Annotated in this window: 21 protein-coding genes, 1 pseudogene and 1 riboswitch; of the genes and pseudogenes, 15 read left to right on the forward strand and 7 right to left on the reverse strand. The window is 35.5% G+C overall.

Annotated elements, in window-relative coordinates; genetic code table 11:
- Nucleotides 1-13: 13 nt before the first annotated feature.
- From LS41612_RS23855 to LS41612_RS04905, 6 genes and pseudogenes are all read left to right on the forward strand, one after another.
- Nucleotides 14-130, forward strand: a pseudogene (locus tag LS41612_RS23855) (IS3 family transposase); the annotation flags it as partial.
- Between the two features lie 118 nt (nucleotides 131-248).
- Entirely contained in the window at nucleotides 249-821 is a 573-nt protein-coding gene (locus tag LS41612_RS04885) for a hypothetical protein (protein WP_024364188.1), read from the forward strand.
- Nucleotides 822-1,179: 358 nt separating this feature from the next.
- Nucleotides 1,180-2,883, forward strand: coding sequence for a hypothetical protein (locus LS41612_RS04890; RefSeq protein WP_024364189.1), 1,704 nt, complete (start codon nucleotides 1,180-1,182; stop codon nucleotides 2,881-2,883).
- Nucleotides 2,883-3,146 carry a YkgJ family cysteine cluster protein gene (locus LS41612_RS23860; protein WP_103977769.1) on the forward strand — a complete coding sequence of 88 codons (264 nt, stop codon included), beginning with the start codon at nucleotides 2,883-2,885 and terminating at the stop codon, nucleotides 3,144-3,146. The genes LS41612_RS04890 and LS41612_RS23860 overlap by 1 nt, the downstream gene beginning before the upstream one ends.
- On the forward strand, nucleotides 3,147-4,154 hold the full coding sequence (locus LS41612_RS04900) for a hypothetical protein (RefSeq protein WP_024364191.1): 1,008 nt from the start codon (nucleotides 3,147-3,149) through the stop codon (nucleotides 4,152-4,154). It abuts the gene before it with no gap.
- Nucleotides 4,155-4,425: 271 nt separating this feature from the next.
- The gene (locus LS41612_RS04905) at nucleotides 4,426-5,280 is read left to right on the forward strand and encodes an MBL fold metallo-hydrolase (protein ID WP_024364192.1); all 855 of its coding nucleotides are present in this window, start codon (nucleotides 4,426-4,428) and stop codon (nucleotides 5,278-5,280) included.
- 55 nt (nucleotides 5,281-5,335) lie between these two features.
- Here LS41612_RS04905 and LS41612_RS04910 read toward each other — a convergent pair whose 3' ends face one another.
- Nucleotides 5,336-6,514 carry a NupC/NupG family nucleoside CNT transporter gene (locus LS41612_RS04910; RefSeq protein WP_024364193.1) on the reverse strand — a complete coding sequence of 393 codons (1,179 nt, stop codon included), beginning with the start codon at nucleotides 6,512-6,514 and terminating at the stop codon, nucleotides 5,336-5,338.
- Nucleotides 6,515-6,873: 359 nt separating this feature from the next.
- On the opposite strand from LS41612_RS04910, the gene LS41612_RS04915 reads away from it, so the two are divergent.
- The 3 genes from LS41612_RS04915 (at nucleotide 6,874) to LS41612_RS04925 (ending at nucleotide 9,241) form a co-directional block, all read left to right on the forward strand.
- The gene (locus LS41612_RS04915) at nucleotides 6,874-7,581 is read left to right on the forward strand and encodes a DNA alkylation repair protein (protein WP_024364194.1); all 708 of its coding nucleotides are present in this window, start codon (nucleotides 6,874-6,876) and stop codon (nucleotides 7,579-7,581) included.
- Nucleotides 7,582-7,710: 129 nt separating this feature from the next.
- Nucleotides 7,711-8,160, forward strand: coding sequence for a GNAT family N-acetyltransferase (locus LS41612_RS04920; protein ID WP_024364195.1), 450 nt, complete (start codon nucleotides 7,711-7,713; stop codon nucleotides 8,158-8,160).
- 214 nt (nucleotides 8,161-8,374) lie between these two features.
- Nucleotides 8,375-9,241: a M23 family metallopeptidase gene (locus LS41612_RS04925; RefSeq protein ID WP_024364196.1), complete on the forward strand. Its 867-nt coding sequence runs from the start codon at nucleotides 8,375-8,377 to the stop codon at nucleotides 9,239-9,241.
- A 60-nt stretch (nucleotides 9,242-9,301) separates the two neighbouring features.
- Here the strand turns inward: LS41612_RS04925 and LS41612_RS04930 are convergent, their stop codons facing one another.
- The gene (locus LS41612_RS04930; RefSeq protein WP_024364197.1) at nucleotides 9,302-9,673 is read right to left on the reverse strand and encodes a hypothetical protein; all 372 of its coding nucleotides are present in this window, start codon (nucleotides 9,671-9,673) and stop codon (nucleotides 9,302-9,304) included.
- Between the two features lie 327 nt (nucleotides 9,674-10,000).
- Between LS41612_RS04930 and LS41612_RS04935 the strand changes: the two genes are divergently transcribed.
- Nucleotides 10,001-10,297, forward strand: a complete 297-nt coding sequence (locus tag LS41612_RS04935; RefSeq protein ID WP_024364198.1) for a hypothetical protein — start codon at nucleotides 10,001-10,003, stop codon at nucleotides 10,295-10,297.
- A 101-nt stretch (nucleotides 10,298-10,398) separates the two neighbouring features.
- Here the strand turns inward: LS41612_RS04935 and LS41612_RS04940 are convergent, their stop codons facing one another.
- On the reverse strand, nucleotides 10,399-16,203 hold the full coding sequence (locus LS41612_RS04940) for an NPCBM/NEW2 domain-containing protein (protein WP_024364199.1): 5,805 nt from the start codon (nucleotides 16,201-16,203) through the stop codon (nucleotides 10,399-10,401).
- A gap of 205 nt (nucleotides 16,204-16,408) precedes the next feature.
- Nucleotides 16,409-16,495, reverse strand: a riboswitch (cyclic di-GMP riboswitch).
- A gap of 273 nt (nucleotides 16,496-16,768) precedes the next feature.
- Between LS41612_RS04940 and LS41612_RS04945 the strand changes: the two genes are divergently transcribed.
- From LS41612_RS04945 to LS41612_RS04955, 3 genes are all read left to right on the forward strand, one after another.
- Nucleotides 16,769-17,767: a PDDEXK family nuclease gene (locus tag LS41612_RS04945; protein ID WP_024364200.1), complete on the forward strand. Its 999-nt coding sequence runs from the start codon at nucleotides 16,769-16,771 to the stop codon at nucleotides 17,765-17,767.
- A 236-nt stretch (nucleotides 17,768-18,003) separates the two neighbouring features.
- On the forward strand, nucleotides 18,004-19,038 hold the full coding sequence (locus tag LS41612_RS04950; protein ID WP_024364201.1) for an ABC transporter permease: 1,035 nt from the start codon (nucleotides 18,004-18,006) through the stop codon (nucleotides 19,036-19,038).
- A 1-nt stretch (nucleotide 19,039) separates the two neighbouring features.
- The gene (locus LS41612_RS04955) at nucleotides 19,040-19,726 is read left to right on the forward strand and encodes an ABC transporter ATP-binding protein (RefSeq protein ID WP_024364202.1); all 687 of its coding nucleotides are present in this window, start codon (nucleotides 19,040-19,042) and stop codon (nucleotides 19,724-19,726) included.
- A gap of 310 nt (nucleotides 19,727-20,036) precedes the next feature.
- Here the strand turns inward: LS41612_RS04955 and LS41612_RS04960 are convergent, their stop codons facing one another.
- A complete protein-coding gene (locus LS41612_RS04960; RefSeq protein WP_024364203.1) occupies nucleotides 20,037-20,486 on the reverse strand; it encodes an AraC family transcriptional regulator in 450 nt (149 codons plus the stop codon).
- Nucleotides 20,487-20,673: 187 nt separating this feature from the next.
- Here LS41612_RS04960 and LS41612_RS04965 point away from each other — a divergent pair, with 187 nt between their 5' ends.
- Nucleotides 20,674-21,315 (forward strand): hypothetical protein, encoded by a 642-nt coding sequence (locus LS41612_RS04965; protein WP_024364204.1) that lies wholly within the window; start codon nucleotides 20,674-20,676, stop codon nucleotides 21,313-21,315.
- Between the two features lie 93 nt (nucleotides 21,316-21,408).
- On the opposite strand, the gene LS41612_RS04970 is transcribed toward LS41612_RS04965, so the two are convergent.
- Nucleotides 21,409-22,326, reverse strand: coding sequence for a 3-hydroxyacyl-CoA dehydrogenase (locus LS41612_RS04970; protein ID WP_325032961.1), 918 nt, complete (start codon nucleotides 22,324-22,326; stop codon nucleotides 21,409-21,411).
- A 459-nt stretch (nucleotides 22,327-22,785) separates the two neighbouring features.
- Between LS41612_RS04970 and LS41612_RS04975 the strand changes: the two genes are divergently transcribed.
- Complete coding sequence (locus LS41612_RS04975) at nucleotides 22,786-23,844, forward strand: S-layer homology domain-containing protein (protein ID WP_024364206.1); 1,059 nt, start codon at nucleotides 22,786-22,788, stop codon at nucleotides 23,842-23,844.
- A 77-nt stretch (nucleotides 23,845-23,921) separates the two neighbouring features.
- Here the strand turns inward: LS41612_RS04975 and LS41612_RS04980 are convergent, their stop codons facing one another.
- Both LS41612_RS04980 and LS41612_RS04985 read right to left on the reverse strand, forming a co-directional pair.
- Complete coding sequence (locus tag LS41612_RS04980; RefSeq protein ID WP_233433845.1) at nucleotides 23,922-24,608, reverse strand: ZIP family metal transporter; 687 nt, start codon at nucleotides 24,606-24,608, stop codon at nucleotides 23,922-23,924.
- Nucleotides 24,609-24,828: 220 nt separating this feature from the next.
- A complete protein-coding gene (locus LS41612_RS04985) occupies nucleotides 24,829-25,737 on the reverse strand; it encodes a MerR family transcriptional regulator (protein ID WP_024364208.1) in 909 nt (302 codons plus the stop codon).
- Nucleotides 25,738-25,749 lie beyond the last annotated feature (12 nt).

Raw genomic sequence — 25,749 nt, forward strand, 5'->3', positions numbered from 1 at the left:
TGAAGGGCGTTAGGGTTATTGCCGTATTCGTGACAAATTTGCAAACCGTAACCAAAAAGTAAATCAAAAAACGGTACAACGCATTATGAAAGAGCTTGGTTTAAATTCCTTTTATGTAAGAAAAATTTAAATCTTAGCGAAAATGGTGGAGATATTACTTTAATTAATAGTCGTAACATATTTCCCCATACCCCACCCTTCCTAAGCTATACTTATACCTAAACCAATCGAATGGAGCAGGATACTAAGTGTTAAAAAATCAAATTGAATCAATAATAAATGAGCAAGCCAAAAGTAAATTACTAGATGTAGAAAAGACATACGCCCAAAAGCACAAATTGTTAGACGAGGATGCAGCGGTAGAAACGATTTCTTTGTCATTTGACGTGATTGAACGTTGCCATAAGGAAACGGAAGAATTAATAGCAGAAGAAACAGCTTCTTTTCTAACAAAGCCTGTTCATTATTTAAAAGAGCATGCAAATGAATTTATGTATGTGACGTCTGAACGTTTGGATGTAATACGTGTGGATTCGTTTGCGCTTGAATTTGATGGGGCGTTTGGTGTGTACAGTGCCATGTTTGGACTGCGATTGCAAAAGAAGTATAGTGCGTTTTTGCATTCCTATTTTACAGCACATTTGCAACATAAGCAGATGACCTATAGTGCAGTATTTTCTGGGGAAGATGGTCTTTGGGAAGTGAATCTTGCATTAGATGCGCTCGATGGATTTAGTGCGCAACAGCCGTTTGATGAAGTGTTAACACAATTATATTGTCTTGTTTTTGGGCTTCTTGAAGAACTTGAGGCGAGCGTATAATAAGGATACTTTTGAAAGCTAATTATAGTATATAAATAAAAAATGACCAATAAAGTCCAAATAAGACTTTATTGGTCATTTTTTTATCCTACTAGGCTACCGTAATCTTTTGGCATTCAGAAATTATATACCGCTAGAATATCTTAGGTTAGCAAGTATGATGGAGGTCGAGAGCGTAGACTGTTTTAATACTTTAAAAATCATTGCTTGCTTTGATATAAATTTTATAAAAAAATTATAATGGACTTATTTTGTCCAATACATGGTATATAATTGAGTTTAATATCCTTGTTTTATGTAAAAAAAATGAAACTGAATGGGATAATAATATTATCGTAAATGAAGTTGAGGTGATTATATGGCTATTGAAACTTATGGGGTCCTTAATGAGTTACAAAATAATGAAATAGAGGATTCTAATGAAAGTACCCTGAAAAAACTATTTAATGAATATGAACAAGTTATTGTAAAAAGTTTAATTACCTCATTTGGAATGGATTTTTTATTAATTAAAGATCGACATGGTGGAGATGTGGATACTATTCATAATGTTCGCCAAATGCAAAAAGGTGATAATCGCTTTGATGGATATGCAAATAAAAAGAATGAGGATACTTATTCTAAAAATGAAACATATGATAAGCATATTTCGCATGATTATCACAGTGATTCACGTTACATTGAGCGAAATAGACAAGCTTCTGTGCAAAAGGATAATGGTACTTTAGTAGATGCGTATACAGGAAAGAAGATTGCTCAAAATGAAAAAGTTGATTTGGATCATGTGATATCTGCTAAAGAAATACATGAGGATGCTGGGCGCATATTAGCGGAGATTAACGGTGTAGAATTAGCCAATCAAAATACTAATCTACAGCATACTAATCGTTCTGCCAATCGTTCCAAGGGAAAGAAAACTGTAAACCAATTTGCAGATACGTTAGAAAATAATCGTCAAGTTCGCCAAAATCGTATAGCGGAACTAAAAACAACTAAGCATTTAACAGATATAGAACGTAAAGAATTACGTAAGCTTGAAAATTTAGAAGCAGTAGACATCAAAAAAATGAAAAAGGCTGATGAAGTAGCTCGTGCAGCTTATGAAAAAGAAATAGCTTCTAAATATTATACAAGTCAGAAGTTTATTAATGACACATTGAAAGCTAGTTATAAAAAGGGAATGCAAATGGGTCTTCGACAGGCTTTGGGAACTATTTTAACTGCTGTGTGGATGAGTGTTCGTGAAGAAGTGCCAAAACTAGTAACAAAGTTAAAAGTAAAATTCGACTTAAAGTGTTTCTTTAATGGGCTAGTAGACATTTTTAAAGGGGCTTTCAAAAAAGTTCAAGAAGCATACAAAGAAGTAATTCAAAGTTATTCAAATGGGTTACTTTCTGGTATTTTATCATCTTTAATGACAACGTTTATTAATATTTTTACTACGTCTGCAAAAAATGTTGGGAAAATAATTCGTGAGTGTTGGTCGTCAATTGTTGAAGCGTTAAATATTTTGTTATTTAATCCAAATAAATTACCATTTGGAGATGTCATAAAAGCAGTTGCAGTAATCATTTGTACAGCATCCTCTGTAGTGTTAGGAACGGTTGTTTCTGAAGCAATGGGACAAATCCCAGCATTAAAAATTCCTATTATAGGTGATGTATTACCTAATTTTGTAGGTGCTGTCGTGACAGGGCTAATGAGTATTAGTTTATTGTACTTTTTGGATCACTCTTCTATGGTTCAAAAATTTGTTGATTGGGCAAATCAATTAAAGTCGTCGATAGATTATAAAATTGACTATTATCGTGAAGTACATGCAGAACTTGTAAAATATGCAGCAAAGTTAGCTGAAATTGATTTAGATACGTTTCAAAATAAAGTGCATGCTGTACAAAAAATGAGTGTAAGTTTACAAATGGCAAATACAACACAAGAAATGAATGTTACTTTAACATCAATTGTTAAAGAATTCAAAATAGATTTACCATATGATGGAACTGTCGAAGGGCTAAATCAATTTATAAAAAATAAAAATTCAACGTTAACATTTAAACTATGATGAAATTTAATTGTGATCAATGTGGATTATGTTGTAAAGCACTTAATGATTCGGAGCTATACAAAGATCTAAATCGTGGTGATGGAATATGTAAGTATTTTAGTGAAGCTACGAATCTTTGCACTATTTATGATAATAGACCGTTAAAATGTCGAATTGACGATATGTATGACAAATACTTTAAAGAAACATTAACGTTAGAACAGTACTATGAGCTAAATTATGAAGGTTGTAAAAACTTAAAAATGAAGGAGAAGATTTGAATGCCATTACCAATTATCGTTGGAGGAATTGCACTTGCAGCAGGTGCAGCAGGACTAGTAACAGGAGCAAAAGGTGCAAAAAAGATTGCTGATGCAAAATCGCGCGTTAATGAAGCTGATGAAAAGTATGAAAATTCTAAATCTCTTTTAAATGAGACGGAAATGAAAACGACAAATCAATTAGATATATTAGGTGCTTTAAAAGTTCAAGTGTGGAAAGATTTTGAGCGTTTTTCAAATGCATTTGAAAAAATTCATAATCGTCCAGACTTTGAAGAAAAGATTTCTGGAGAATTTACTATGCCTAAGCATGCATTAATTGAAATTAAACAAGTTCAAATTAAAGCTATTGAAATTATTGGTACTACAATGGCTTCTGCAGGCGCAGGAGCTGTAACTGGGATGGCTGCATATAGTGGTGTACTCGCTTTAGGCACAGCATCTACAGGGACAGCAATTAGCTCATTATCCGGTGTAGCTGCAACGAATGCGGCATTAGCAGCATTAGGAGGCGGTTCAATTGCTAGTGGTGGTGGTGGCATTGCGTTGGGTACACAGATTTTAACAGGAGCAGTAGCAGGACCTATAATTGCAGTTGGTGGATTATTATTAAATGCCAAAGGAAATTCTAGTCTCGATAAAGCGGAAGAAGCTGAACGTGAAGTTGAGAAAATAGTGTCTGTTATCAATAAGTCAGTGCAATTTTTAAAGAAAGTAACTTTACTTGCCAAAAATTTTGAAAAGGAATTATCAATTATTCACAATGTTTATTTAAAAGAGGTTTCTAAGTTAGAAGCTTTAGTTGCATATAAAAACGATTATGATAATTATTCATTTGAAGAACGTCTAATCGTAGATAATAATATAAAGTTAGTGTCAATATTATTTAAATTATCAACACAAGATTTAATAACGCCTGCAGAAAAAGAAGACCAATTACCTACAGTATTAGTAGAAGAGGTCAATGAAGTTATTTCATTGTCAAAAGAAGCAGTAAAAAATATTTAAGAGACAAAGCGTATTGAGGCGGTATTCTAAAAATTCATCTTTATTAAGTATTACATTTTGTTGTTATTTGAAATTTAAAACGTCAAAACCTTTAAATTTAAGGGTTTTGACGTTTTTACCTTTTCTAATAACGGTAGTAAGTGGGACTGCTAAAACGGTAGCTACAATTCCTAAAGTGATTCTAAAGCGGTTATATGTATAAAAAAATTCTTTCAAAGAGTAAATTGCCCTTTTTTGAATTAAACTATTATAAAAGGGGGGCTTATCCATTATGCATTCGATAAATAAAATAGGTGATTGTTTTTGGTATATGACGCCTATAGCGGAAACGGATCGTCCCATTTTAGGGATGGTAGTTGGTCATAACAAAACATTAATGATCGATGCAGGGAATTCGGAGGCGCATGCACATTATTTTCAGGAAGAACTTTTAAAAATGGGCGTTCCTAAACCGGATATGGTCGTTTTAACGCATTGGCATTGGGATCATATTTTTGGACTTTCTGCATTACGTCATATGGTGTCTATCGCTTCGGAAAAAACAAAAACGGCAATGGAGCAATTAATTCCATTTTCTTGGTCAGATGAGGCACTTGATGCACGTGTGAAGGAAGGGATAGAAATTGAATTTTGTGCCAGAGCTATTAAAGAAGAATTCAAAGATCACCGAGATATTCAGATTGTTTTGCCGGATATCACGTTTGATAAACGGGTGGAGATTGACCTAGGTGATGTCACTTGTATCCTTCAACATGTTGGAGGGGATCATGCGGCTGACTCGGTTGTGGTTTATATAAAAGAAGAAAAGATTTTGTTCCTTGCTGATTGTATTTATCCTAAGCTTTATGCTGAAAAAGAACATTATACAGTTAAGGAAACGCTTCGTCTGTTGGCTGAATTAGAGCAATTTGATGCGGCTACATATATTCCTTCGCATCAACAGCCAATAACAAAAGAAGCGTTTAATCAAGAAGTAGCGATGCTTAGAACGATTGCTACATATACCGATAGTTGTGATGGAGATTCACAAAAAATTATGCAAGCATATAAAAAGCATGTAAAAAGAGAACTAACAGAAGATGAAATTGAAACTATCTCTGACTTTGTCAATGGTTATTTACAATAGTCAGAATTGTGTTAGTGCCTGGCACAAGGAAGTGGAGCTTACCACTTCCTTTTCTTTATAAAATTAAACTTACGATAATACCTGAAAGGACACTTACAAGGGTAGCGCCAAATAATAATTTTAAGCCAAAGCGTGCGACAACATTTCCTTGTTTTTCGTTAAGACTTTTTACAGCACCGACAATAATGCCAATTGAAGAGAAGTTGGCGAAGGATACAAGGAATACGGAAAGAATGCCCATTGTCCGTTCACTAAAGTGATAATCGCCTCCAGATAAATCCAACATCGCTACGAACTCATTTGTTACTAGCTTCGTCGCCATAATGGATCCGGCACTAACCGCTTCCGAGGAAGGGATGCCCATAATAAAGGCAACTGGCGCAAAGATATAGCCTAGAATCGTTTGGAAAGTAACGCCGAATAGTAGCTCAAAGACACTATTAAATCCTGCCATCAATGCAATAAAGCCGATTAACATGGCACCGACGATAATCGCCACCTTAAAGCCATCCAAAATATATTCGCCAAGCATTTCAAAGAACGATTGCTTTTCGTGCTCGATTTCTAAAATATCTTCTTTCGGGTCAATGTCGTATGGATTCATAATTGAAGCGATGATAAAACCGCCAAATAAATTTAAAACTAAAGCCGTAACAATATATTTTGGTTCCAGCATCGTCATATAAGCACCAACAATGGACATGGATACGGTAGACATTGCTGACGCACAGAGTGTATATAAGCGCTGTTTTGACAGCAGACCAAGTTGTTTTTTTAATGTGATGAAAACTTCTGATTGACCGACCATTAATGAGGCAACGGCATTATAAGATTCCAATTGTCCCATGCCGTTTACTTTACTTAATACCCAGCCAATACCTTTCATAATAAAGGGGAGGATTTTCAGATGTTGAAGAATACCGATTAATGCTGAAATAAAAATAATGGGTAGCAATACGGTTAAAAAGAACGGCGCTTCTCCCTCATTGGCTAAGCCGCCAAATACAAAGGTAACTCCTTCACCTGCATATTCCAGTAATTTGTTAAAGACAGTAGCAATTCCCTTAATAATAATTAAGCCAAATTGTGTATTTAACAACAGTAATGAAAACAAAATTTGAATGATTATCATTGTAATAATTGGTTTGAATTTAATCTCTTTTCGATTGGAACTAGCAAGCCAAGCGAAAAACAATACAATGAGAATGCCTAAAATAGAAATAACGTATTGCATATGTAACCTCCTGATGTTGAAAACATGATGTGATAATTACCTTTTGCATAGTACCTTTATTAATTGTGAGTGTTGTCTTGAATATGTTGTCCAAATTACTAAAAAAGAACCGCACTTATTTAATATAAATACCCTTTGTTGAAGAAAGGTAACATAGAGATATTAATAGAAAGTTATTAAAAAAGCAAAAAAATATCTATTTTACTGAAATTTCGATAGGCACTAGGGAATAAAAGTAAGGATTATACTTTTTTTACAATATAGAGCTGGCTGGCAAATGCCATAGTGATATAGCATAATGAAAATAAATTGAAGATGGACAATCGTAACAATAGCTAACGTAAGGGAGTGCAGTGAAAATGAATGTTGAAATGGTGATGCAAGAGCTTGAAGCACTTGGGAAAGAGCGCACGAAAAAAATATATATGTCAAATGGTGCACAGGAGCCACTTTTTGGGGTGGCTACGGGGGCGATGAAGCCGATAGCTAAGAAAATCAAATTGAATCAACCATTAGCGGAAGCCCTTTATGCCACAGGAAATTATGACGCAATGTATTTTGCAGGCATTATTGCGGAGCCAAAAGCTATGACAGAGTCAGATTTTGAGCGCTGGATTGATGGGGCGTATTTTTATATGTTGTCAGATTATGTGGTGGCAGTGACGTTAGCGGAAGCGGACATTGCGCAACAGGTTGCCGATAAATGGATTGCTAGTGGGGAAGAACTAAAAATGTCTGCTGGCTGGAGTTGTTACTGCTGGCTATTAGGTAATCGTCCCGATGTTGCATTTTCTGAAAGTAAAATGGCTAATATGCTTGAAATGGTGAAAAGTGCGATTCGCAATTCACCTGAACGAACAAAATCTGCTATGAATAATTTCCTCCATACGGTAGGGGTCTCGTATGTCCCGTTACACGACAAAGCGTTAGCTACAGCACAACAGATAGGTCCTGTAGAACTTAAAAAGAATAATAAAAAAAGTAGTTTCCTCCACGCTTATGAAAGTATTCAAAAGGAAGTAGAGAGAGGCAGAATTGGCTTTAAACGCAAATATGTAAGATGTTAAAATCCTAGCAAGTAACCAAATTAAGCGATTCTGTGTGGATTTAGTGCGATAACACAAGATTACATGGCGATTCCGGCGCATCTCCCGTGGAATATGCATACTTCATCTCTATAAATAGGAGGCACAATAATGACGCAACAAAAACTAATGATTATACCGTACAGCCCTGCATTTGCTGAGCAAACAGTAGCGATGTGGCGAGATAGCAAGGAACAGGCTATTGGCCAGAAAGAAATGCATAGCGTTGAAAATCATGTGTACTTTCTAAATTATCTATTACCAGAACAGTTTCAAATTGAGTTAGCGATTATTGATGAAACAGTTGTTGGTATGATTGCCTATAATGATAGGGAAATAAGTCAACTGTATATTCATATAAACTATCAAGGGCTTGGTATCGGGCAAACATTGTTGGATAGAGCGAAAGCCCATTCAAGTGGAAAATTAACTTTATATACATTTGAAGTAAATGAAAAGGCCCAACATTTTTATGAAAAACACGGATTTAAGGTAATCGGTAGAGGGCATGAAAATGAAGAAAATTTACCTGATATTTTATATGAATGGATTATTGAATAACGAGAGAGCGAAGAATGGGAGCTTGTCCTGCGATTAGTTTTCTGTAATAAAACAAGCAAGAGAATAACAATCTTTTTGCTTGTTTTATTTCGTCTGCGATTTTTTATTGCGATGCGTCCTTAGTCCTTTATCTGATTTTAAAATGGTAAATATTGAAACTTATTATCCAATCAAACGTATAGGTAATATAGTCAGCGTAAAGGGGATGTTTAGAATGCGAGTTAGTTCAAGTGAAGTAACACCTCAAAATTTCGGGGTGTTTTTTTTGCAAGAAAGATTTGATGAAATTTATAACCAATGTCATGCAACGTTTCAAGAGATGGTTTCGAATGAGCAATTTAATGAAATAGCTCAATCTTTTAATGCCAATGTACAAAACTATGAGTTATTTAATAAATCAACAATCGCTCATTATCATCAATATGTTTGGTTGGATGATCGACAAGAGAAAGCGATTCAGGTAACGATGGATTCAAGTAATATTATTCATAGCTTATTAATTAAGCCTTATGTGGTTTTTCCAGAAAGCGATAAAAAGTATAGTCAAAATACATATATAATGCCTATAAAAGAGGAGTGGTTTGTATTTTGGGGAGGGGTTAATGAGTTTGTCAATTACCATTACGCATATGAAGCACAAAGATATGCATATGACTTGGTAATCATGAAGAATGATTCGACCTTTAAAGATTCTCCTAACGTCAATGAAAACTATTATGCCTTTAATAAAGAAGTTACTGCACCTGCAGATGGGAAGGTAATTAAAGTTGTCAATCATCTAGAAGATAATATCCCTGGAGAAATGCACGAAATGGAGCCAGCAGGAAATGTAATTATTATCGAACATACCAATCATGAATATAGTATGGTGGCGCATTTAAAAAAGAACTCTTGTCTTGTACAACAAGGAGATATTGTTAAACAAGGTGATGTGATAGCACTTTGTGGAAATTCAGGAAATTCCTCAGAGGCACATATCCATTTTCAAGTGATGGACGCACCAGACTTTCTGAATTGCCAATCTTTACGCATTCGTTTTGCGGATGGTTTAGAGCCGATTCAAGGTGATTTTGTAAAATAGCTAAAGAACCGATGAGCGAATTTTCCGTTCATCGGTTCTTCTTTATAGGACTAATCACCATTAAATACTTTGAATTAATTCGCTATATTTTAGGGAAAGTAAGTTTAATGAATAGTTTTTAATTTTATCGGTTGCAATAATACCCGTTAGGATACATTCAATCATTTCTTTATATTGATAGATTAAATGGACTTCCTGCATAAAAGATGAATCTATCGTAATGCCGTTCGTCATCGTCTTTAAAAGTATCTGTTGCTCTTCATATAAGTAAATTAATTCAAATTTTGAATTATGTATTAATGTTGTAATTTCGGGAAAAATAGTAGCATCGTTTAAAGCCGCTAAAATATCGTCGACCGGCTTTACACCTTCTATTGATTGTAAATACGAGAAAGTTTCTCTTAGTTTTTCTTCTAAAAAATCAGTACTCATTGAAAAATGCTCCTTCGTGTTTTGCTTTATCCATTTTAATCATTTTATGATTATTGTATGCCTATTTTAGTGGTAAAAATTATTAAAAAAACTTACTTTTTTTTGAATTAATCGGGATAATTTCATTTTAAATAAATAATTTATAGTAGTAAATACTATTTAGATAAAATCGTAAATATGGACTATACTAATGATTGTTGTCCATTTTATTAGGAAAAATGGTTTGGTTAATGCGCATTTATTTAAAAATCTATTATTTTCGGTTTAAAATAAAAGTAGTAAAATATAAAAAATAAATTTTTACAGCATTTTATGGAGGTGCAGAGTATGAATTATGTTAGGGTCGAAATAATTGATACTGTGGGGTTAAATCCAAGGGAAAGAAAAATGTTGCAAAATACGGTGTTAAACTTTGTTGCGATGAGCAATGCGTTAATTTTGAAAGAAGATGTCGTGATGAACCCGTTGGAACCCAACAACGAAAATATTGGGATGATCTTAATTTATGCCAAATCACTGAATGAAGAACAGTGTAAGACAATAACAGAGGCATTGTCCAATCGATTCACCACGTATTTTAAAATGAGTGAGTTGGATTTGGAAGCGCAAATTAGCGTTTATTGAACGATGCCACGTGCAGTTCTCTGTATATAAGCTAAAACGCCCACGGGAAAAATCCGTGGGCGTTATTTATAAGAGAGGATTATTTCTCTACAGCACAATGCTTAGTTTTTTACATAATAAGTTAATTGAATCCGAGTGTCTTCGTTTAATTTATAAGCGATGATGAGCATATATGTGCCTTGTTCTTCGTGTGAAAGATCGATTGTAAAGTGGTCTGTATTTGGTGTAAGTTGTTCCACATCTACGTAGATTTCTTTCATTGTTTTCGTATTTCTTAGACCGATTTGATAAGGGTTTAAGTATTGACCATCCAAACCTTTTACTAAGTTCTCAACCGTCGCTATAGGACCTGTTAAGCTTGATACTTCCACAACCTGGGGCTGCGCAGTGATAGTATCCAATGCACCTAGACTTTGCAATGGTGAGAAATCGGTAATACTATTCGCCGAAATATCGAGTGATGTTAAATTTTTAGCATATTGTAAGCCGTCTAGATTTGTAATACGGGCATTGGGTGCATGTAGACTAGTTAGTGTAATCATATCACCTAATGTGATTTCCCCAGACAGCCCCAATGTTTGCTGAATTGCCTGTTTAAGATTGTTATCTGCAATCGGTATGATTTGAGTAAAGTCAATAGCGATAAGGGCAGCTTTAGTGCGTGTTAATTCCTCTAACGCTTCATCGATTTGTGCTTGAGTTGCTTGAGGGTTGGCAAGTACTTCCTCAGCTTTTGCTATACTCGCTTGTAATGCTCGAATGGACTCCGCTGTATAGTTTTCTATAGGAATGGCTTTGGCATCCTCTAGTGCTAGCGTTAATGTTTGCGTAAAAACGCGCTCTGCATTAGCGAAATGTAATTTAGTATCTCCCCATGAAGCATGGTCTGAACCGTTGCCATTGCCGCCATCAGTTACGACCAGTTTTAGTTCTTTGGCCCCTGTGATGCTTACTTCAATGTATTGTTGAGGGTCTCGCGATTGCATCAAGCCACTGTCAAATTGCTTCTCTCCATCAACAAACACTTGGAATGTAACAGAGCCAACCGTACCGTACATTTGACGGTCTACACCAACAAAGGCAGTAAAGAAATCGGCATTTTTATCGCTTAAATCATAGATAATTGTAGAGTTTGAATGGGCGCCAATACCTCTTTCGTATGCTTTCTCACGACCATCATCACCTGTTAGACGAATGGCATTGTGACTAATAGAAACATCTTTTAATGGTGCTGTATAGCTGTTTTGTGTAGAGTGCCATTGAAAATCAGTTAAGTAATGATAATCATCCATGTTAACTACTGAAATCATGCGTTTTTTCGATACTTTATTGCCATCACTGTCGACAACCGTATACGTAATGTCATAGCGGCCAGCGCGATCGAAGTTTACTTGATCTAAGCCCGTTACTTGTACTTGAGATGTTAAATCGCCATCTTCAGCATCAGTTGCCACATAGCTATCGTCCATGGTAATAGGTGTTCCAACTTTTGTTGCGATTGATTTTGCAATTGTTAGTTCTGGTATCCCGTTTGATACATAGAACTTAGCATCAGCAAAGTTAGCGTGATCGGATGCATTACCATTGCCAGAGTCATGTGCAATCAGTTTTAACTCGTTAACACCTGCAAGTGGAACTCTTACTAATTTTGCTTCTGTTTGATATTTCATCACGCCGCTGTTATATATTTCTTGTCCATCAGCAAGTATTTTAAATGTTACGCTAGAGTTAGTGTTTTCAGCTATGTTGCGGTCAATGCCAACAAGTGTTTCGAAATAATCATAGTATTTGCCTGTTAAATCGTAAACAATTTCAGAATTCGCATGCGTACCAATACCTTTGGCAAAAGTTTTTACTTCACCATTCGTTAATACTTTAATTGAACCGCCTGATGATGCTTTGTCTTTGTTGACGGTACTATACGCAGTTTGTGCCGATTGCCAACCGATGTCAGAGGCGAATTTTTCATCGCTATAAACATAGACAGTTCTTGTCGCTGTGACGACATTATGATCACTATCTGTTACGGTATAGTCGACGTGGTAAGTACCTGTTTTCTTCGTATTAAAACCGTTGGCAGTGACTTGGATTTGATTACTAACATCACCGTCTTCGATATCAGTTGCTGTTACATCGCTTAGTAAATCGAAATCACTGTTTAATTTCACCATCGTCAAATCTTCAGGTAGCGTTAAAGTAGGTTGACTCGAGTCTTTACCGAACTTAGCATCAGCCCAAATCGTATGGTCTGAAGAATTGCCACTATCATTGGCATCTGTTGTAATGAGCTTTACTTCCTTTGCTCCTGTAACAGGGATATGGATGTAGCCGTGATCTGTATTTGCTTTGAATACATCACTGGCAAATTTCTTCTCGCCATCGACCCAAACTTCAAACGTGGCAGATGAAGCTTTGCCTTTTGCCACTTGATCAATACCGATGTAACTTTCAAAGAAGGTAAAGCCTTTACCTTCTATGTTATATACGATTTCTGAGTTTGCGTGTGCACCGAGTCCTTTGGCATACGTTGCCTCAACACCTTGTCTTAATAACGTAATGGTGCCACCTGCAACAGATTTATCTTTTTGTAATGAACCCCAACCAACTTTGGCAGAGCTAGCTGTCATATCAGAAATATACTGCATATCACTTACGACATTGACAGTCATAGTTTTTGTTTCTTGGATGCCTTCATCGTTGATTTCATAGACAACTTCGTAGATTCCTTTTTTTGTCATATCTACTGTGTTCGATTTAATAACGACCGTATTCGTGATATCTTTGCCACTATAGGAAATTGCTTTAACATAATCCATAGGATTGAATGTTTGATGTAGCTTGACTGTAACCTTATCTTCAATAGATAGGGTAGGGGTAAATGCCTTTACTTCTACTGGTTGAAGTGCAGTTAATTGTTTATCATAGCCAACAACTTTGTACGTGTAATTTTTTGTACTATCGATATGTTGATCGATAAATTGTTGAGTACTTGTAAAGCCGATTAATTCATTATCTCTAAAAATTTCATAACCTAAAAAGTCATCTTGCTTTTCTTTATCAACGGATAAATAGAGCGTATTTGTTTTGGTAGCTTGGTTTGATGCCAATGTTACGTTTACTGCTTTTCCTTTCAAACCATTCCCTTTATAGTCGACCGCACTATTATTTAAATACCATATTTTTTTATCTGGTTTTGGATACTTACTTGTTTTTGCTCTTGTTTCGTCCGTTACGACAAAGCCATGACGAGCAAAGTGTTCACTTAAATCTAAACCGAGCGCTTCAGAAGAAAACTCGACTAAATATTGTTGTTTAGAACGTTCGCCATCTGTTAGCGTGACATTTTTTTCGCGGTAAAGAGCGTTTAATTTTCCCCAATAGCCAGGGCTATACATTTCAAGTTGCCAGTAAACGGCTAGTTTTTCAAACAAACCTTGATCGTTATAATCTTTTGTGTTTTCTTTCAATACGTTTTTATAAACATTCGCTTCATATGGAATGCGTCCATCGATTTTCCCGTAAAGTGCTGACATATGCTGTGGAAGCATATTGTTTGTTACTTCGCCGATTGTTCGTACACCTATATCCATACGGTGACCGATTTCATGGATAAGCCCCCATGAACCGCCTTTTTCTTCTATCGGAACTAAAATATCAGCCACAACATCATCCAGTGTGCCAATATGATCGCCAGCTGCATACATGTACGCATAAGGCTGTGCAAGTCGTACGTTTTCTCTTATTAATTTTGGATCATGTTTTTCACTGCGCCCATCTAAACCGTAATACTTAAATAATTCGTCCATAAGGCGATTATACGATTCAATGGTTTGGAGTGGGCTATAGCCATTTTCTATATAGGTTTTGTAAGCACCTGTTGCAGTACCTGTCCAAAATAAATGGTCACCAACGACTTCTACAATATCAAGCACTTTGCGATCTTCAACATTTGGATGCTTCGCTATATCTTCATCAATTTTTTTCTTATAGTCGATTAAAAATTGTTTGAACTCCTCTACGTTTGTAGACTTTGTTGCAAATGGAATTCTCTCAACACCTTCGAATCTTAAGGTCGGTGCTTTACCTTGCTGTTCCGCTGTATAAGGATTTTCAATATAGATTGTGCCACCAGGTGTAACGGCCTTCTTATTATAAGAAGTTTTAGGGATGGCAGGAACAGTAATGACGTTTTTACCGACTTTTAAGCTGACACCTTGTCGCCAACTATTCCAAGCACCTTCTTGTTGTGAAAATGCCAAGCATGGTAACGGACCAGTTGTTGATGCGTCAACGTAAACGGTAATTTGATCACCCGGTTGGGCAGCAAGGCCAGTTGGTTGTAAATTGTTACCGAAGCCGAATTTCAATTGTTGATTGGCATGTTTGACCATATCCCCGTGTTGCTCGGCTACTATAATTCTTCCTTCTGTAACCACTTCACCGTTCATTATTTTTTTAGCTAATTCGATATTGTCTTTATAAATAGCATATAGTGGATGTGTTTTCGCTTCTTCTTCTAATGCGTTCATATGTTCGATGCTGTTGAATGCAGGGGAAACTGTATTCATCGTTCCGTCAGTAAATAACTGCGCCATTTTATCGTCTAATGCATCTTCTTTATAGAAGGCTAATTCAGAAAGTGTTGCCCAATTTTGATTGGATTTAGTGAATTTAAATTTCAACCGTTTAAATGTCGTCGGTGCAAATTTTGCCTCTACTAATCCTGCGACCATGTTATGTTTACCTGTTGAGACAAGTTCATAGGTTTCGCCTTTTGACGTTTGGGAAGCGTAAATTTCAAATTCCTCGGCAAAGCCTTTACGGTCAGAAGGTCTTGCTCCATAAATAATACGATTTAATGTAACAGGTTCTATAAATTCAACTTCTACTTCATTTGAGAATGTAGCTGTGTTGCTTTTATTTGTTTCCCAATATGTATGAACATCGCCATCGATGGCATTTTTGATAACGGCGCTCGCATAGTGTCCGCCATTGTTGGTAATTTCTTTAATGTTTGCCTTATCCATTCTAAATAACTTTGAATACGCTTCGTTGGCATAATGGCTAAATGACGAAGTTAGTGCAGTTGTCGCTGTAATTTTTTCATTGCTTAGCAGTGCTTTCGCATTGTCAATATCTTCTTTGAATTGTGCGTAGAAGGGGTGGCCTTGGGTTTCGACCTCTAATTGATTGATAGCATCTATGGTGTTGAATTTGTCACTTACAGCGCTCATTGTACTATCTGTAAAGAGTGTCGCCATTTTGTCAGAGACAGCATCTTCTTTATAAAATTGAAACTCGGATGCACTTGCCCAATCTTGATTTGCTTTCGTAAAAACAAATTTTAGTCGTTTAAATTCTGTAGGGTTGAATTGGATTTCGACGATATCTCCAGTAGAACCTGTATATTGTCCTGATGAAACGAGTGTAAAATCATCGCCTGTATCTGTAGTGGAGCTATAAATTTCAAACTGCTGTGCAAAACCTTTTCCTTTTGTAGAAGATTGACGAGCTGCATAGACAATTCGATTTAATGTAGATGCTTCATGGAACTGAATGATCACTTCATTAGTGAAGGAGGTACTATTGGGTTTCCCTGTTTCCCAATGGCTGTTTATATCACCATCAATCGCTTTATCTATAGTAGAACTTCCATATTTTCCGCCGTTGTTCGTAATCGATTGAATGTTTGCTTTCGCTATTTTAAATACGTCATCGTATGCTTTTAAAATATCTGTTCCGTACAATTCAAATTTTTTCACCGAAGCGATGGAATAATTAGTACGAGCTTCGGCTGAAGTTTTAACTATATCTCCACTTGGATTTTCAGTGGCTAAAACATTCATTGGACCACCGACGAAATTTAAAGCAAGGGCAGATACTGTTACAATCTTTACTACTTTCATCTAAATTCCTCCTTATGCATTTTTCTTACAGAGTACATAAAAAAGCTACTCAAAAAAGAGTAGCTTTATTTTAAATAAGGCAATCATAAAAAATCCCACATTATAATAAATAGCACTAAAAAATGCCTTTCGTAAATTATATTAATATACAATTATCAGTGGGTTGTGTGTTACGTCCTTACTAAACAAAAAGTAGTATGTACTCTTCGGCAACTGGCAGACATAGTTATTAAAAACCTTAGTCCCTATAGCTTTGCGTCCCTAAATTTCTTTAGGTTTGCCTATTCAATTTTCTACAATAAAGAATAGCATAAGGAAAATCATTGCCAAAGTACAATTTGCACTATATTTTACCACCTATAATTCGGGTAAAATGGCGAGGTTTTTTTTATTGGGCGAAAAATAATGTCATTTAATGGTGGTTCATTTGTTATGTGTAAAAGACTTTAGTAAGAGGAAAATGGTTTATCTGTAAACTACTTATGTCATGGGTACTGATATTGAAAATATTTACAATAGGTGAAATAATAGATTTGATACTATTTAATGAAAGGAAATGGTCTACATGTTATATAAATTAAATAAGTCCTCCTGGGATTATGAAAAGGTAAAAAGAGTGAGTCTTGATGCGATTGGTTGGAAAGAGAAGGATTTAGAAAGGTTAGTATCTAAACATCTGCAAGATTTTATTTCTAGCAAAGATTTAATGACAATATTTAACGAGCGTCCAAGACAAGAAGAACCCGATATTTTAGCAGTTGATAAAGATGGCGATTTATATATATTTGAATTGAAAAGATGGGGTTCAAATCAAGAGAATTTGCTACAAGTATTGAGATATGGTCAATTATTCGGTAATAGTAGTTACGATGAGCTCAATGAAAAATACCTCAAATATAGCCAAGGCAATATATCGTTAATGGATGCCCATAAGCAGTATTTTGATAAAGATGCAAGTAATCAAATTACCCAAGAGATGTTTAATAATAAGCAACATTTCATTGTTATGACAAATGGCTTAGATCAACAAACGGTAGAAGCAATTATTTATTGGAAGAAGAACGGTTTGACTATTGATGCCATTGTCTACTGGATATTTGAAGTGAATGGTGAACATTATATTGAATTTAATATGTATTCGCCAATTGAAAGTTATTTAGAATATGAGAGTAGCGCCTACGTTTTAAACACGAATCATACCAATAATCCACTAACGACAGATGAAATGTTAACTGGAATGAAAGCAGCGGCTTATCATAAAGGATGGCAAGAAAAAATAGAAAAGATTCAAAAGGGCGATATTGTATTTCTTTATAAAAGCGGCGCTGGCATTGTAGGATACGGAAAAGGTTCCGGTAAATATAACAAGCAAGATTATAATGGCTATACTAATGCAGAGACAAATACACCTTTACAAGATTTTTGTATATTAAAATGTCCATTAAGTGCTTCTGAAATGAAAGCTATTTGTGGACAAGGTTTTAACTTTAGACAAACGATGTTCTCAATTAGTGAAGAAAATGCCAATAAATTAATGCGAGTAATTCAAAAACATTACTTGTAACATTTTAGGAGCGATATTTTAGCCGTTTAGCGTTACCGGGGTTACGAGCTTCCATCACCATTTACACAATCTTCTACGTCATTATGCGTAGGAGGTTTTTTATTTTTGTTTGAATAGCAAGCGGCAGCGATATTGAACTGTAATGTTTAGTTCATCTTCCGTTCATTTTCAGTTCATGTTGTGTTCATGTTGACTCTATATTCTAAGAATGTAAAAAGAAATAGGAGGGGTTTAAAATGAACCTAGCTTTAAAAGAAATGAAGAAAAATAAAGTGCGATTTGTGATTTTAGGTTCGATTGTTTTTCTGGTGAGTTTATTAACCTTTATTATTTCGGGTTTGGCAAATGGATTATCGCAAGACAATGCTGCGCTTATTAAAGATTTGCCAGCGGGGCAGTTTTACATGAATGAAGATGCAGATGAAACATATAATCTGTCTAGAATAGATAGCAGTACCCAAGATGAAATTTTAAGCAAACAAAAAGATGCTGTTGCCTTTTCTATTCAAATGGGCTTTATCAATGATAAGGCAGGAAAGCAACAAAGCGTGGCATTTGTAACAGCTACCGATTCGCCGTTATTTGCAAATGTTAAACATGAAGAAATTATTTTAGATAGCTCATTAAAGGATAAAGGTATACAGATAGGCGATACAGTAACGAACAATCAGTTTAGTGGCAAGTTTATTGTAAAAGATTTTGTTGAACAAAAGAAATATAGCCATGCGCCAGTTGCCTATATTAGTATGGAAGATTACCAAGAAATTTATCGAGTTAAAGAAATGCAATTAGTGTTTACACCAGATGGGGATGCCTCACAAGCGTATACAGGATTACAAGCTTTTTCAAAAAGTGATTTTTTAAATACGATACCGAGTTATAGCGCAGAACAAATGTCTCTTAATATGATTGTCTGGTTTTTAGTTGTCATTAGTGGCATGCTGTTTGCAATCTTTTTCTATATGATGAACGTTCAGAAGATTGGCTTATACGGTATTTTAAAAGCAATTGGTTTAAAAACAAGTAAGCTATTCAAAATGATTTGGACACAAATGATTGTGATTACTGTGATTTCTCTGGTGCTATCTATTACACTAAGCCAAGTTTTTAATCAGTTTGCACCACAAGGAATGCCATTTAGTTTAAGTTTTGCTACAATAACGCAATTGTCGATTGTATTCCTTATTATTGGATTTATCGGGGCTACCATTTCAGGGATCCAAATTAAAAAAATTCAACCATTACAAGCGATACAACAAGGAGAGGTCTAATATGACACAATTTACAATGGAGAATGTTAGAAAAACGTTTACAAATGGTGAAGTGCAGGAAGAAATATTAAAAGGCATTAACCTGACCCTGAAGGAAGGTGAAGTAACAGCATTAGTGGGCGCTTCAGGTTCTGGTAAAAGTACTTTGCTAACGATTGCAGCAGGTTTGCAACCTACAACCGATGGGCAGGTAATCTTTGAAGGGAAAAACATGACGACATTAAGTGCAGATCAAGTTCGACAAGTACGGGCAAGTAAATTTGGCTTTGTCTTTCAATTTGCACATTTAGTTCCGTTTCTTACAGTAGAAGAACAGCTCCTGCTGATGTTGGAAGTATCTGAAACGCCATTAAAGAAACACGAGCAGCAAAGAGAGGTAGAGCGTATTTTAAAATTAGTAGGGATGGATCATCGCAAAAATGCCTATCCTTCTTCTTTATCAGGTGGGGAAAAGCAACGAGTTGCGATTGCTCGAGCGATTATTCATAAACCGAAAGTGCTCTTTGCAGATGAGCCAACAGCAAGTCTCGATTCGAAACGGTCGAAGGACGTAATGGAGTTAATTCGAAATCTTACTAAAACATTAAATATCACGACGTTAATGGTTACACATGATGAAGAAATGCTTATGTATACAGACCAAGTCATAAAAATGAATGACGGTAAAATTTTGCAAAATGTAAATTAATAAAATGCGCAAAAAGTGTTCGATTGATTAGCTTCAATCTAACACTTTTTTGCTGCGCCGTTGTTGTCCGCTACGGCGGTGCTTTCCTTTCGCGACCGTCGCTAACGCGCAGAATGCTCGCGTCTTATATCGTGTGCTGTTCTGAACTAGAGTCATCGCCTTCGCTCCCAACTACTAGTGAACACTTCTAATTTTTTATTTTTGCAAAAGCATTAATGGCTAAGTTCGTATAATAAAAAATTTATGAACATCTTTCCTCTGTCTCTTATTTTGCAGTAAGCGTTAATCCTGAGAAGTCAATTCGAATACTTTACTGAATCGGAACTAATATTTCGCATAAATGATTATCAATCATTTGCGACGTATATCTTTCAATTATTGGTTCTTGTCTCATGATTAGCTGATGTTGCTCGATTTCTGAAAAGACAGTGCTCCAAAATGTGCTGATTGCTTCTTTAGTATGGTCGAGCAAGAAAACAGCGTATTTCCCGCCACTAAATGTACCAACATGTGCAGGTTTTGACACATGGAAATTTTCATGAATCATTATGCCAACATCATAACGGCATTGCTCTTTAGGTGTTATTTCGGGATTATCTTGCGCTATGCCGAATATGGCTGATTGGTTCAACAAGTCATTTAAATGTGCCCATTGTTTAAAAGACTCCATTAACCCTTTGTTTTGCCGTTCACCATATTGACCAACGTTTCTAAAAAAGGCAATTTTTGAAGCGGGTAATTCTTCAATTGTGATTTTCATTGTATCGTCCTCCTTCTTTAGCTAAGGTAATATGATTAAAAATGTTTCTCAAGAACTTTTTTAAAAGTAATGAAATGTTTTAATTCTTCCGTATTCTATTATTCAAAGCAAATTTGCAAGAACCCATTATGTGGATGATGGCATTTTTTATGTTTTCTATGTCATACCTTCTAATTAGGGGGAATGCATGTTGAGAAAAATAGTAATGTTTGTTGGTGTATTGCTAGTAGCTATAGTTACTTTTAACCTTGTCGACAGGCTTTTAGCAGCCGATACTTCAGAAAATAAAGAAGGGCAGGGTTCATTCGTTAGTCAAGAACAATTAAGTATGGCTACATTGAAAGATAAGTTGCGTGCAATATATGTTGGAGTAGATGTGAAAACGACACCAAAGAAAGAATTGGTGTTACAAGTTGTTGCGGACGAAGATTATTTTAATTTGGTAACAAAGGATATGGAACCAATTGCCAAAAGTGTGATAGCAAACTCTCCATTTATGGACTATACGCTTGTTTTTGAACGCTGGGAACTAACCTCACGGGATGAAGAGGATATCAATCTCGATAATGGGGTATCCAATTTTATTAAAACGATTGTGGAAAGTCTTGAAAGTTATACAGTATTCAAACATGTAACGACGGATCACCAGTCTTTCATTACTATCCAAACGACAATAGATAGTTCTGAGAAAGACGCGGAAAAATTAGCGCTGGAGATGGAAGAGACAGTTTATGAAATAATTAATTTTCAAAACCGAAATGAGCAATCTCAGAAGCGTACATATGACATTAAAATAGTGAGTGCTCAGGGAAAAGTATTAAATCGATAAATGGTGAAATTGTGTGGGTGACAGGCACTAAAAAAAGCCGTAACATGCGCTAAGTGCGACATGTTGCGGCTTAAATTGTATGAGTGACAGGCACTAGCTTTTTAGGAAATCGGGTTTAGCGAAGCTTGGGTTAGGGTATTGGTAGAAGCCTTCACCTGTAGCTCGTCCTAATTTACCTTTATCGATATACTCTGTTTTCAATAGGTTAGCTAATTTTTTCATGTTTTCATCCCCTGTAGCGGCAGCTTTTGCTTCTACAATGTTATGGGCTGTATTAATACCTACAACGTCTAAAATAGCAAATGGTCCAAGAGGAGCGCCAGTACCAATCATCCATGTTTTATCAATTGTTTCAGGGTCAGCTACTTCTTTCACTAATAGCATTTCTGCTGCATCTAAAAATGGCACTAGTAAAGAGTTTAAAATATAGCCAGGCTGTTCTTTATATAAAGGTAGTGGTACCATGCCGATTGCACGTGCAAATTCCACCACTTCATCAAATACTTTCATATCTGTACCTGGGTGTTTCATAATTTCAGCAGTATTGTTTACCCAAATAGTATTAGCAAAATGTAATGCTAAAAATTTCTCTGGACGCCCTGTTGCTTCTGCAAATTGGCTAGGTAATAAAGTCGATGAGTTCGTAGCAAAAATTGTTTTTGCGGGTGCAACTTTACCAAGGTTTGTGTAGAATTCAGTTTTAATTTTTACAACTTCAGGAATAGCTTCGATAACTAAATCAGCATTTGCTACAGCATCTGCTAAATCACTATTAAATGATAGACGAGCGTAAGCAGCATCCACTTCTTCCTGTGTGGCACCTAAATCGTGCTGGTACAATGGTTTTAACTTTGTAATACGCTCTTGCGCATTTTTTAAAGCTTCGTCATTAATATCGTATACAGTAACGTTAAATCCTTTAAAAGCAGACTGATAAGCAATCTGGCTTCCTAAAACTCCGCTTCCTGCTACAGTAATATTTTGATAATTCATCTGACTTCCTCCTCTGATAATGTTACATCGATATAATAGTTTTGTTACAAAATGATTTCCTTGTTACACTCCCATAGTACTGCTTCCAACGAACTAAAATCAAATAATAAACTCAATTATTATAATGATATAAAAATATGTCTAATTACTATAAAAAATTATCTCTTTAAAGTATGTGCTGATGGGGAATAAAAATAACGGCGCTACCATTTTTTTTTGATAGAGGTCTCTGATACTAGATGCGTACTGTACAAAGGTTAATATTATGAGTTGAAAGGACTATGCAAGATGAGTAGTTATCCCTTTTGTAAATAAATGTATTAATCAATTAGACCTATGTAACTAATTATTTAGACGGTGAATTTAGTTTTTGAAATATAGGACTTTATTATAATTTTGAATAATTTACATATATTTATAGATTTGTTAACAGATGATTTAGTACACTAAATTTATGAATTGAAAGGGGAAAGAAAAATGAAGAAAACGATTTTAGCTGGAGCTTTAAGTATTGCTTGTTTTACAGGAGGTTTTGCTACACAAGCACAAGCTCAAGGCAATGACAATATTGCCAATATTATTCATCCAAATCAGGTTGTTGTAGCAACAAACCAAGCGCAGTCTATGTCTTATCAAGATATCTACAAAATGCTATTACTTTCAGAATTAGGTATTGACAATCCTGATAATATGACTGTAGTAACAACTAAAAATAGCATTACTTTGAAAATTTCACTAAAGGCAGTAATGGATAGCTATTCAGATGGGTCAAACTTATATCCTGAGGGTGAAAAAGAGTTTAAAGAAAACTACGAAGAAATTAAAAAGCTATTTGGTGATGCTATGCAAATGCGCTTTATTCAATCTGGTAATAGTTACAAAGCTGAAGTTTATGCAGAAGGGAAATGGCAAACTGCAAGTAATAAAGATGTGAATGATTGGTTGACAGTATTAAACCGTGCAGATTTTGATCTTAAACCAGGTGGTTATTTTACAGATGCAATTGGTCACTGGGCTGAAAACTATATCCAATTACTTTATCAAGCTGGAATAGTGACAGGTGTTACGGATACAACGTTTAATCCGAATGGTCAAGTAACACGTGGACAATTAGCTGCAATGATTTTCCGTGCTTCAGGACTAGATGTTAATGAAGATTATGAAGGTCCAGCTACATACAAAGATATGCAAGGCTTCTGGGGGGCAAAGGAAGTAGCGATTTTACAAGAGTATGGATTACTCGAAATTTTTGATGGTGAAAATTTTGAACCAAATAAACCGGCTACACGTGAGGAAATGGCTCATGTAACGGCAAGCTACTTGGAATCAGTGGAATTCGATGTAGAAAAGGCTAATAAAAATAATACTTTTACAGATAAAGGTGACATGCGTCAGGAAGCGGTAGCATCGATTGGCTTATTACAGCAATTAGGAATTATTGAAGGCGCAAATGGTAAGTTTAATCCAAAAGGCAATTTGACTCGTGCGCAATTTACGAAAATCTTATCGCTTACACTGATGACAGTAAATAAATAGTAAGAGTAAAAAACCACTTTGCTAAGGCAAAAGTGGTTTTTTTTACGTGCCAGTCACCGAAACAATTTTGACACAATTCATCCTGCAAGTACGTGGAACATATAGCTTAAAAAATAGCCTAATAATATATAGGTGAGAAAGGCTTTACAAGTGACTGTTTGTACGTGGTGCAAAATAAACTCTGAAATACTAGCCGTACCGATTAATCCGATTGATAAGCCCATTAATATTCCTTGTGCTCTTATTGTTAAATCCCAATACTGACCAATTAAAATAAAAATGATAAAGAAAATGGAGAATCCGATGAAATAAATAAATAGCTTCCATAGCTTTTCACTTTGTGAGAGAAAAGCTGTTGTAAGTGCAAATCCTTCAGGAAGATGATGAAGAATAATGGAAGCTGTGATCGTTATACTTAATGCAGAGTTTCCTAGTAAATTACCTACTGTAAGACTGATTGGGATTGTATGAATGACCATTGCAATGGCGAGCAAGGAAACGGAGGGATTTTGATAATTAGTCGGGTGAAATAAACTACTAAGTAGTTGAAAAACTAAATAGCCGATGAGAATGCCTAGTATGATGCCAAAAGACTTGTACATTTGAAATGAGGATGGAATGATGTCTAGTATAAGCAATCCCAATAAAAATCCGCCACATAATAATGATAAGCCCTGGGTTGTATGTTGAAAAAGCTTAGAGAAAACCCAAGCAATTGTTCCTCCTATACTCACGCTGAAAAAAAGAAATCCTCCAAGTATCATTGCACTCAACTGCGAAATTCCCCCGCCCCATTATAATCTGAAGTCCGTTTTACAAAATATATGCAATTCAAGGGTTTATATGAGGATACGCTGTTAAAAATATACAATCTCACTATCTATGTAGAGCAGGAAAACATTAATTAGCAAATAAAAAGTTACAGCTCATACAAATGAAAAGGAGCAGTATCAAGCTTCCCTTCCATCTGTAGACCGTATAGGGTTATTGGAAGACTTCTTCAATCGTTTGAGCAATTTTAATAAAATGTAAGTCTTTATCTTTTGTATATTCGATTGCGCCAGCTCCACCTAAATAAAATTGTATAGATGGATACTTTGAAGCAAAATCCTCTAATTGCTGTAAGAGAGCAGGGTGCATTTCAAAAGGCATAGTTGTTAGAGCGGACAATATAACAATTTGAGGCTGAAACTTCGAAACGAGCGATTCAATTGCCCCTAGTGCAGGTGAGCTCCCTATTAAAAATGACTTCCATCCAAGCAACATCGCTTGTAAAAGCAAAATATGGAGTGGGACTTCATGATATTCCCCTGGTAAACATGCCCCCATAATGAGCGGGGCGTTGTCTTTATATTGATAGTTGCGTCTAATCTGTACTAAATAATCTCGGATCACCATCGTGATAACAGCTTCCTGATATTCTGACCATTCCGCTTTTTCCCATCGCATACCTACTTCATGTAACAAAGGAATAACTACAGTCGATAGAAATTTGGGTAAGCCAAGCGCATAATGAGCATCTTGAAGAATTCGGTTAATTTCAATTTCGTCACAATGCGCCCCTTTTTCTAGTAGAAGAAAAACATAATCGTTCATTTCGTGATGGATAGTTGGAACAGGAATTGGTTTAGAATCTGATTCTTGTTCTGGCTCCATTGTTTTGACAACTGTGGCCGCTTGTTTTATAGAATATCCTTGTTCGGATAGTTTTCGTACCTTTAGTAGTATTTGAATATCTTGTTCTGTGTAAACTCTATGACCGTTGTCTAATCGTTTTGGTTCAACAAGTTGATAGCGTTCTTCCCATTTTCGAATGACTTGCTTAGAAAGACCCGTTACTTCAGAAACTTGTTTAATATTATAATGCCATGTTGTTGAATTGACAGATGTCATTGTTCGTCAACC

Origin of the sequence: Lysinibacillus sphaericus, from assembly GCF_002982115.1 — a bacterium.
Lineage (GTDB): Bacteria > Bacillota > Bacilli > Bacillales_A > Planococcaceae > Lysinibacillus > Lysinibacillus sphaericus.

Excerpts from the sequence above, each read along its gene's own strand:
- LS41612_RS04935 (WP_024364198.1), top strand. The coding sequence starts at position 10,001 with ATGAATTATGTTAGGGTCGAAATAATTGATACTGTGGGGTTAAATCCA.
- LS41612_RS04920 (WP_024364195.1), top strand. The coding sequence starts at position 7,711 with ATGACGCAACAAAAACTAATGATTATACCGTACAGCCCTGCATTTGCT.
- LS41612_RS04980 (WP_233433845.1), bottom strand. The coding sequence starts at position 24,608 with ATGATACTTGGAGGATTTCTTTTTTTCAGCGTGAGTATAGGAGGAACA.
- LS41612_RS04915 (WP_024364194.1), top strand. The coding sequence starts at position 6,874 with ATGAATGTTGAAATGGTGATGCAAGAGCTTGAAGCACTTGGGAAAGAG.
- LS41612_RS04910 (WP_024364193.1), bottom strand. The coding sequence starts at position 6,514 with ATGCAATACGTTATTTCTATTTTAGGCATTCTCATTGTATTGTTTTTC.
- LS41612_RS04925 (WP_024364196.1), top strand. The coding sequence starts at position 8,375 with ATGCGAGTTAGTTCAAGTGAAGTAACACCTCAAAATTTCGGGGTGTTT.
- LS41612_RS04950 (WP_024364201.1), top strand. The coding sequence starts at position 18,004 with ATGAACCTAGCTTTAAAAGAAATGAAGAAAAATAAAGTGCGATTTGTG.
- LS41612_RS04985 (WP_024364208.1), bottom strand. The coding sequence starts at position 25,737 with ATGACATCTGTCAATTCAACAACATGGCATTATAATATTAAACAAGTT.
- LS41612_RS04975 (WP_024364206.1), top strand. The coding sequence starts at position 22,786 with ATGAAGAAAACGATTTTAGCTGGAGCTTTAAGTATTGCTTGTTTTACA.
- LS41612_RS04965 (WP_024364204.1), top strand. The coding sequence starts at position 20,674 with ATGTTGAGAAAAATAGTAATGTTTGTTGGTGTATTGCTAGTAGCTATA.
- LS41612_RS04955 (WP_024364202.1), top strand. The coding sequence starts at position 19,040 with ATGACACAATTTACAATGGAGAATGTTAGAAAAACGTTTACAAATGGT.
- LS41612_RS04940 (WP_024364199.1), bottom strand. The coding sequence starts at position 16,203 with ATGAAAGTAGTAAAGATTGTAACAGTATCTGCCCTTGCTTTAAATTTC.
- LS41612_RS04890 (WP_024364189.1), top strand. The coding sequence starts at position 1,180 with ATGGCTATTGAAACTTATGGGGTCCTTAATGAGTTACAAAATAATGAA.
- LS41612_RS23860 (WP_103977769.1), top strand. The coding sequence starts at position 2,883 with ATGAAATTTAATTGTGATCAATGTGGATTATGTTGTAAAGCACTTAAT.
- LS41612_RS04905 (WP_024364192.1), top strand. The coding sequence starts at position 4,426 with ATGCATTCGATAAATAAAATAGGTGATTGTTTTTGGTATATGACGCCT.
- LS41612_RS04930 (WP_024364197.1), bottom strand. The coding sequence starts at position 9,673 with ATGAGTACTGATTTTTTAGAAGAAAAACTAAGAGAAACTTTCTCGTAT.
- LS41612_RS04945 (WP_024364200.1), top strand. The coding sequence starts at position 16,769 with ATGTTATATAAATTAAATAAGTCCTCCTGGGATTATGAAAAGGTAAAA.
- LS41612_RS04960 (WP_024364203.1), bottom strand. The coding sequence starts at position 20,486 with ATGAAAATCACAATTGAAGAATTACCCGCTTCAAAAATTGCCTTTTTT.
- LS41612_RS04900 (WP_024364191.1), top strand. The coding sequence starts at position 3,147 with ATGCCATTACCAATTATCGTTGGAGGAATTGCACTTGCAGCAGGTGCA.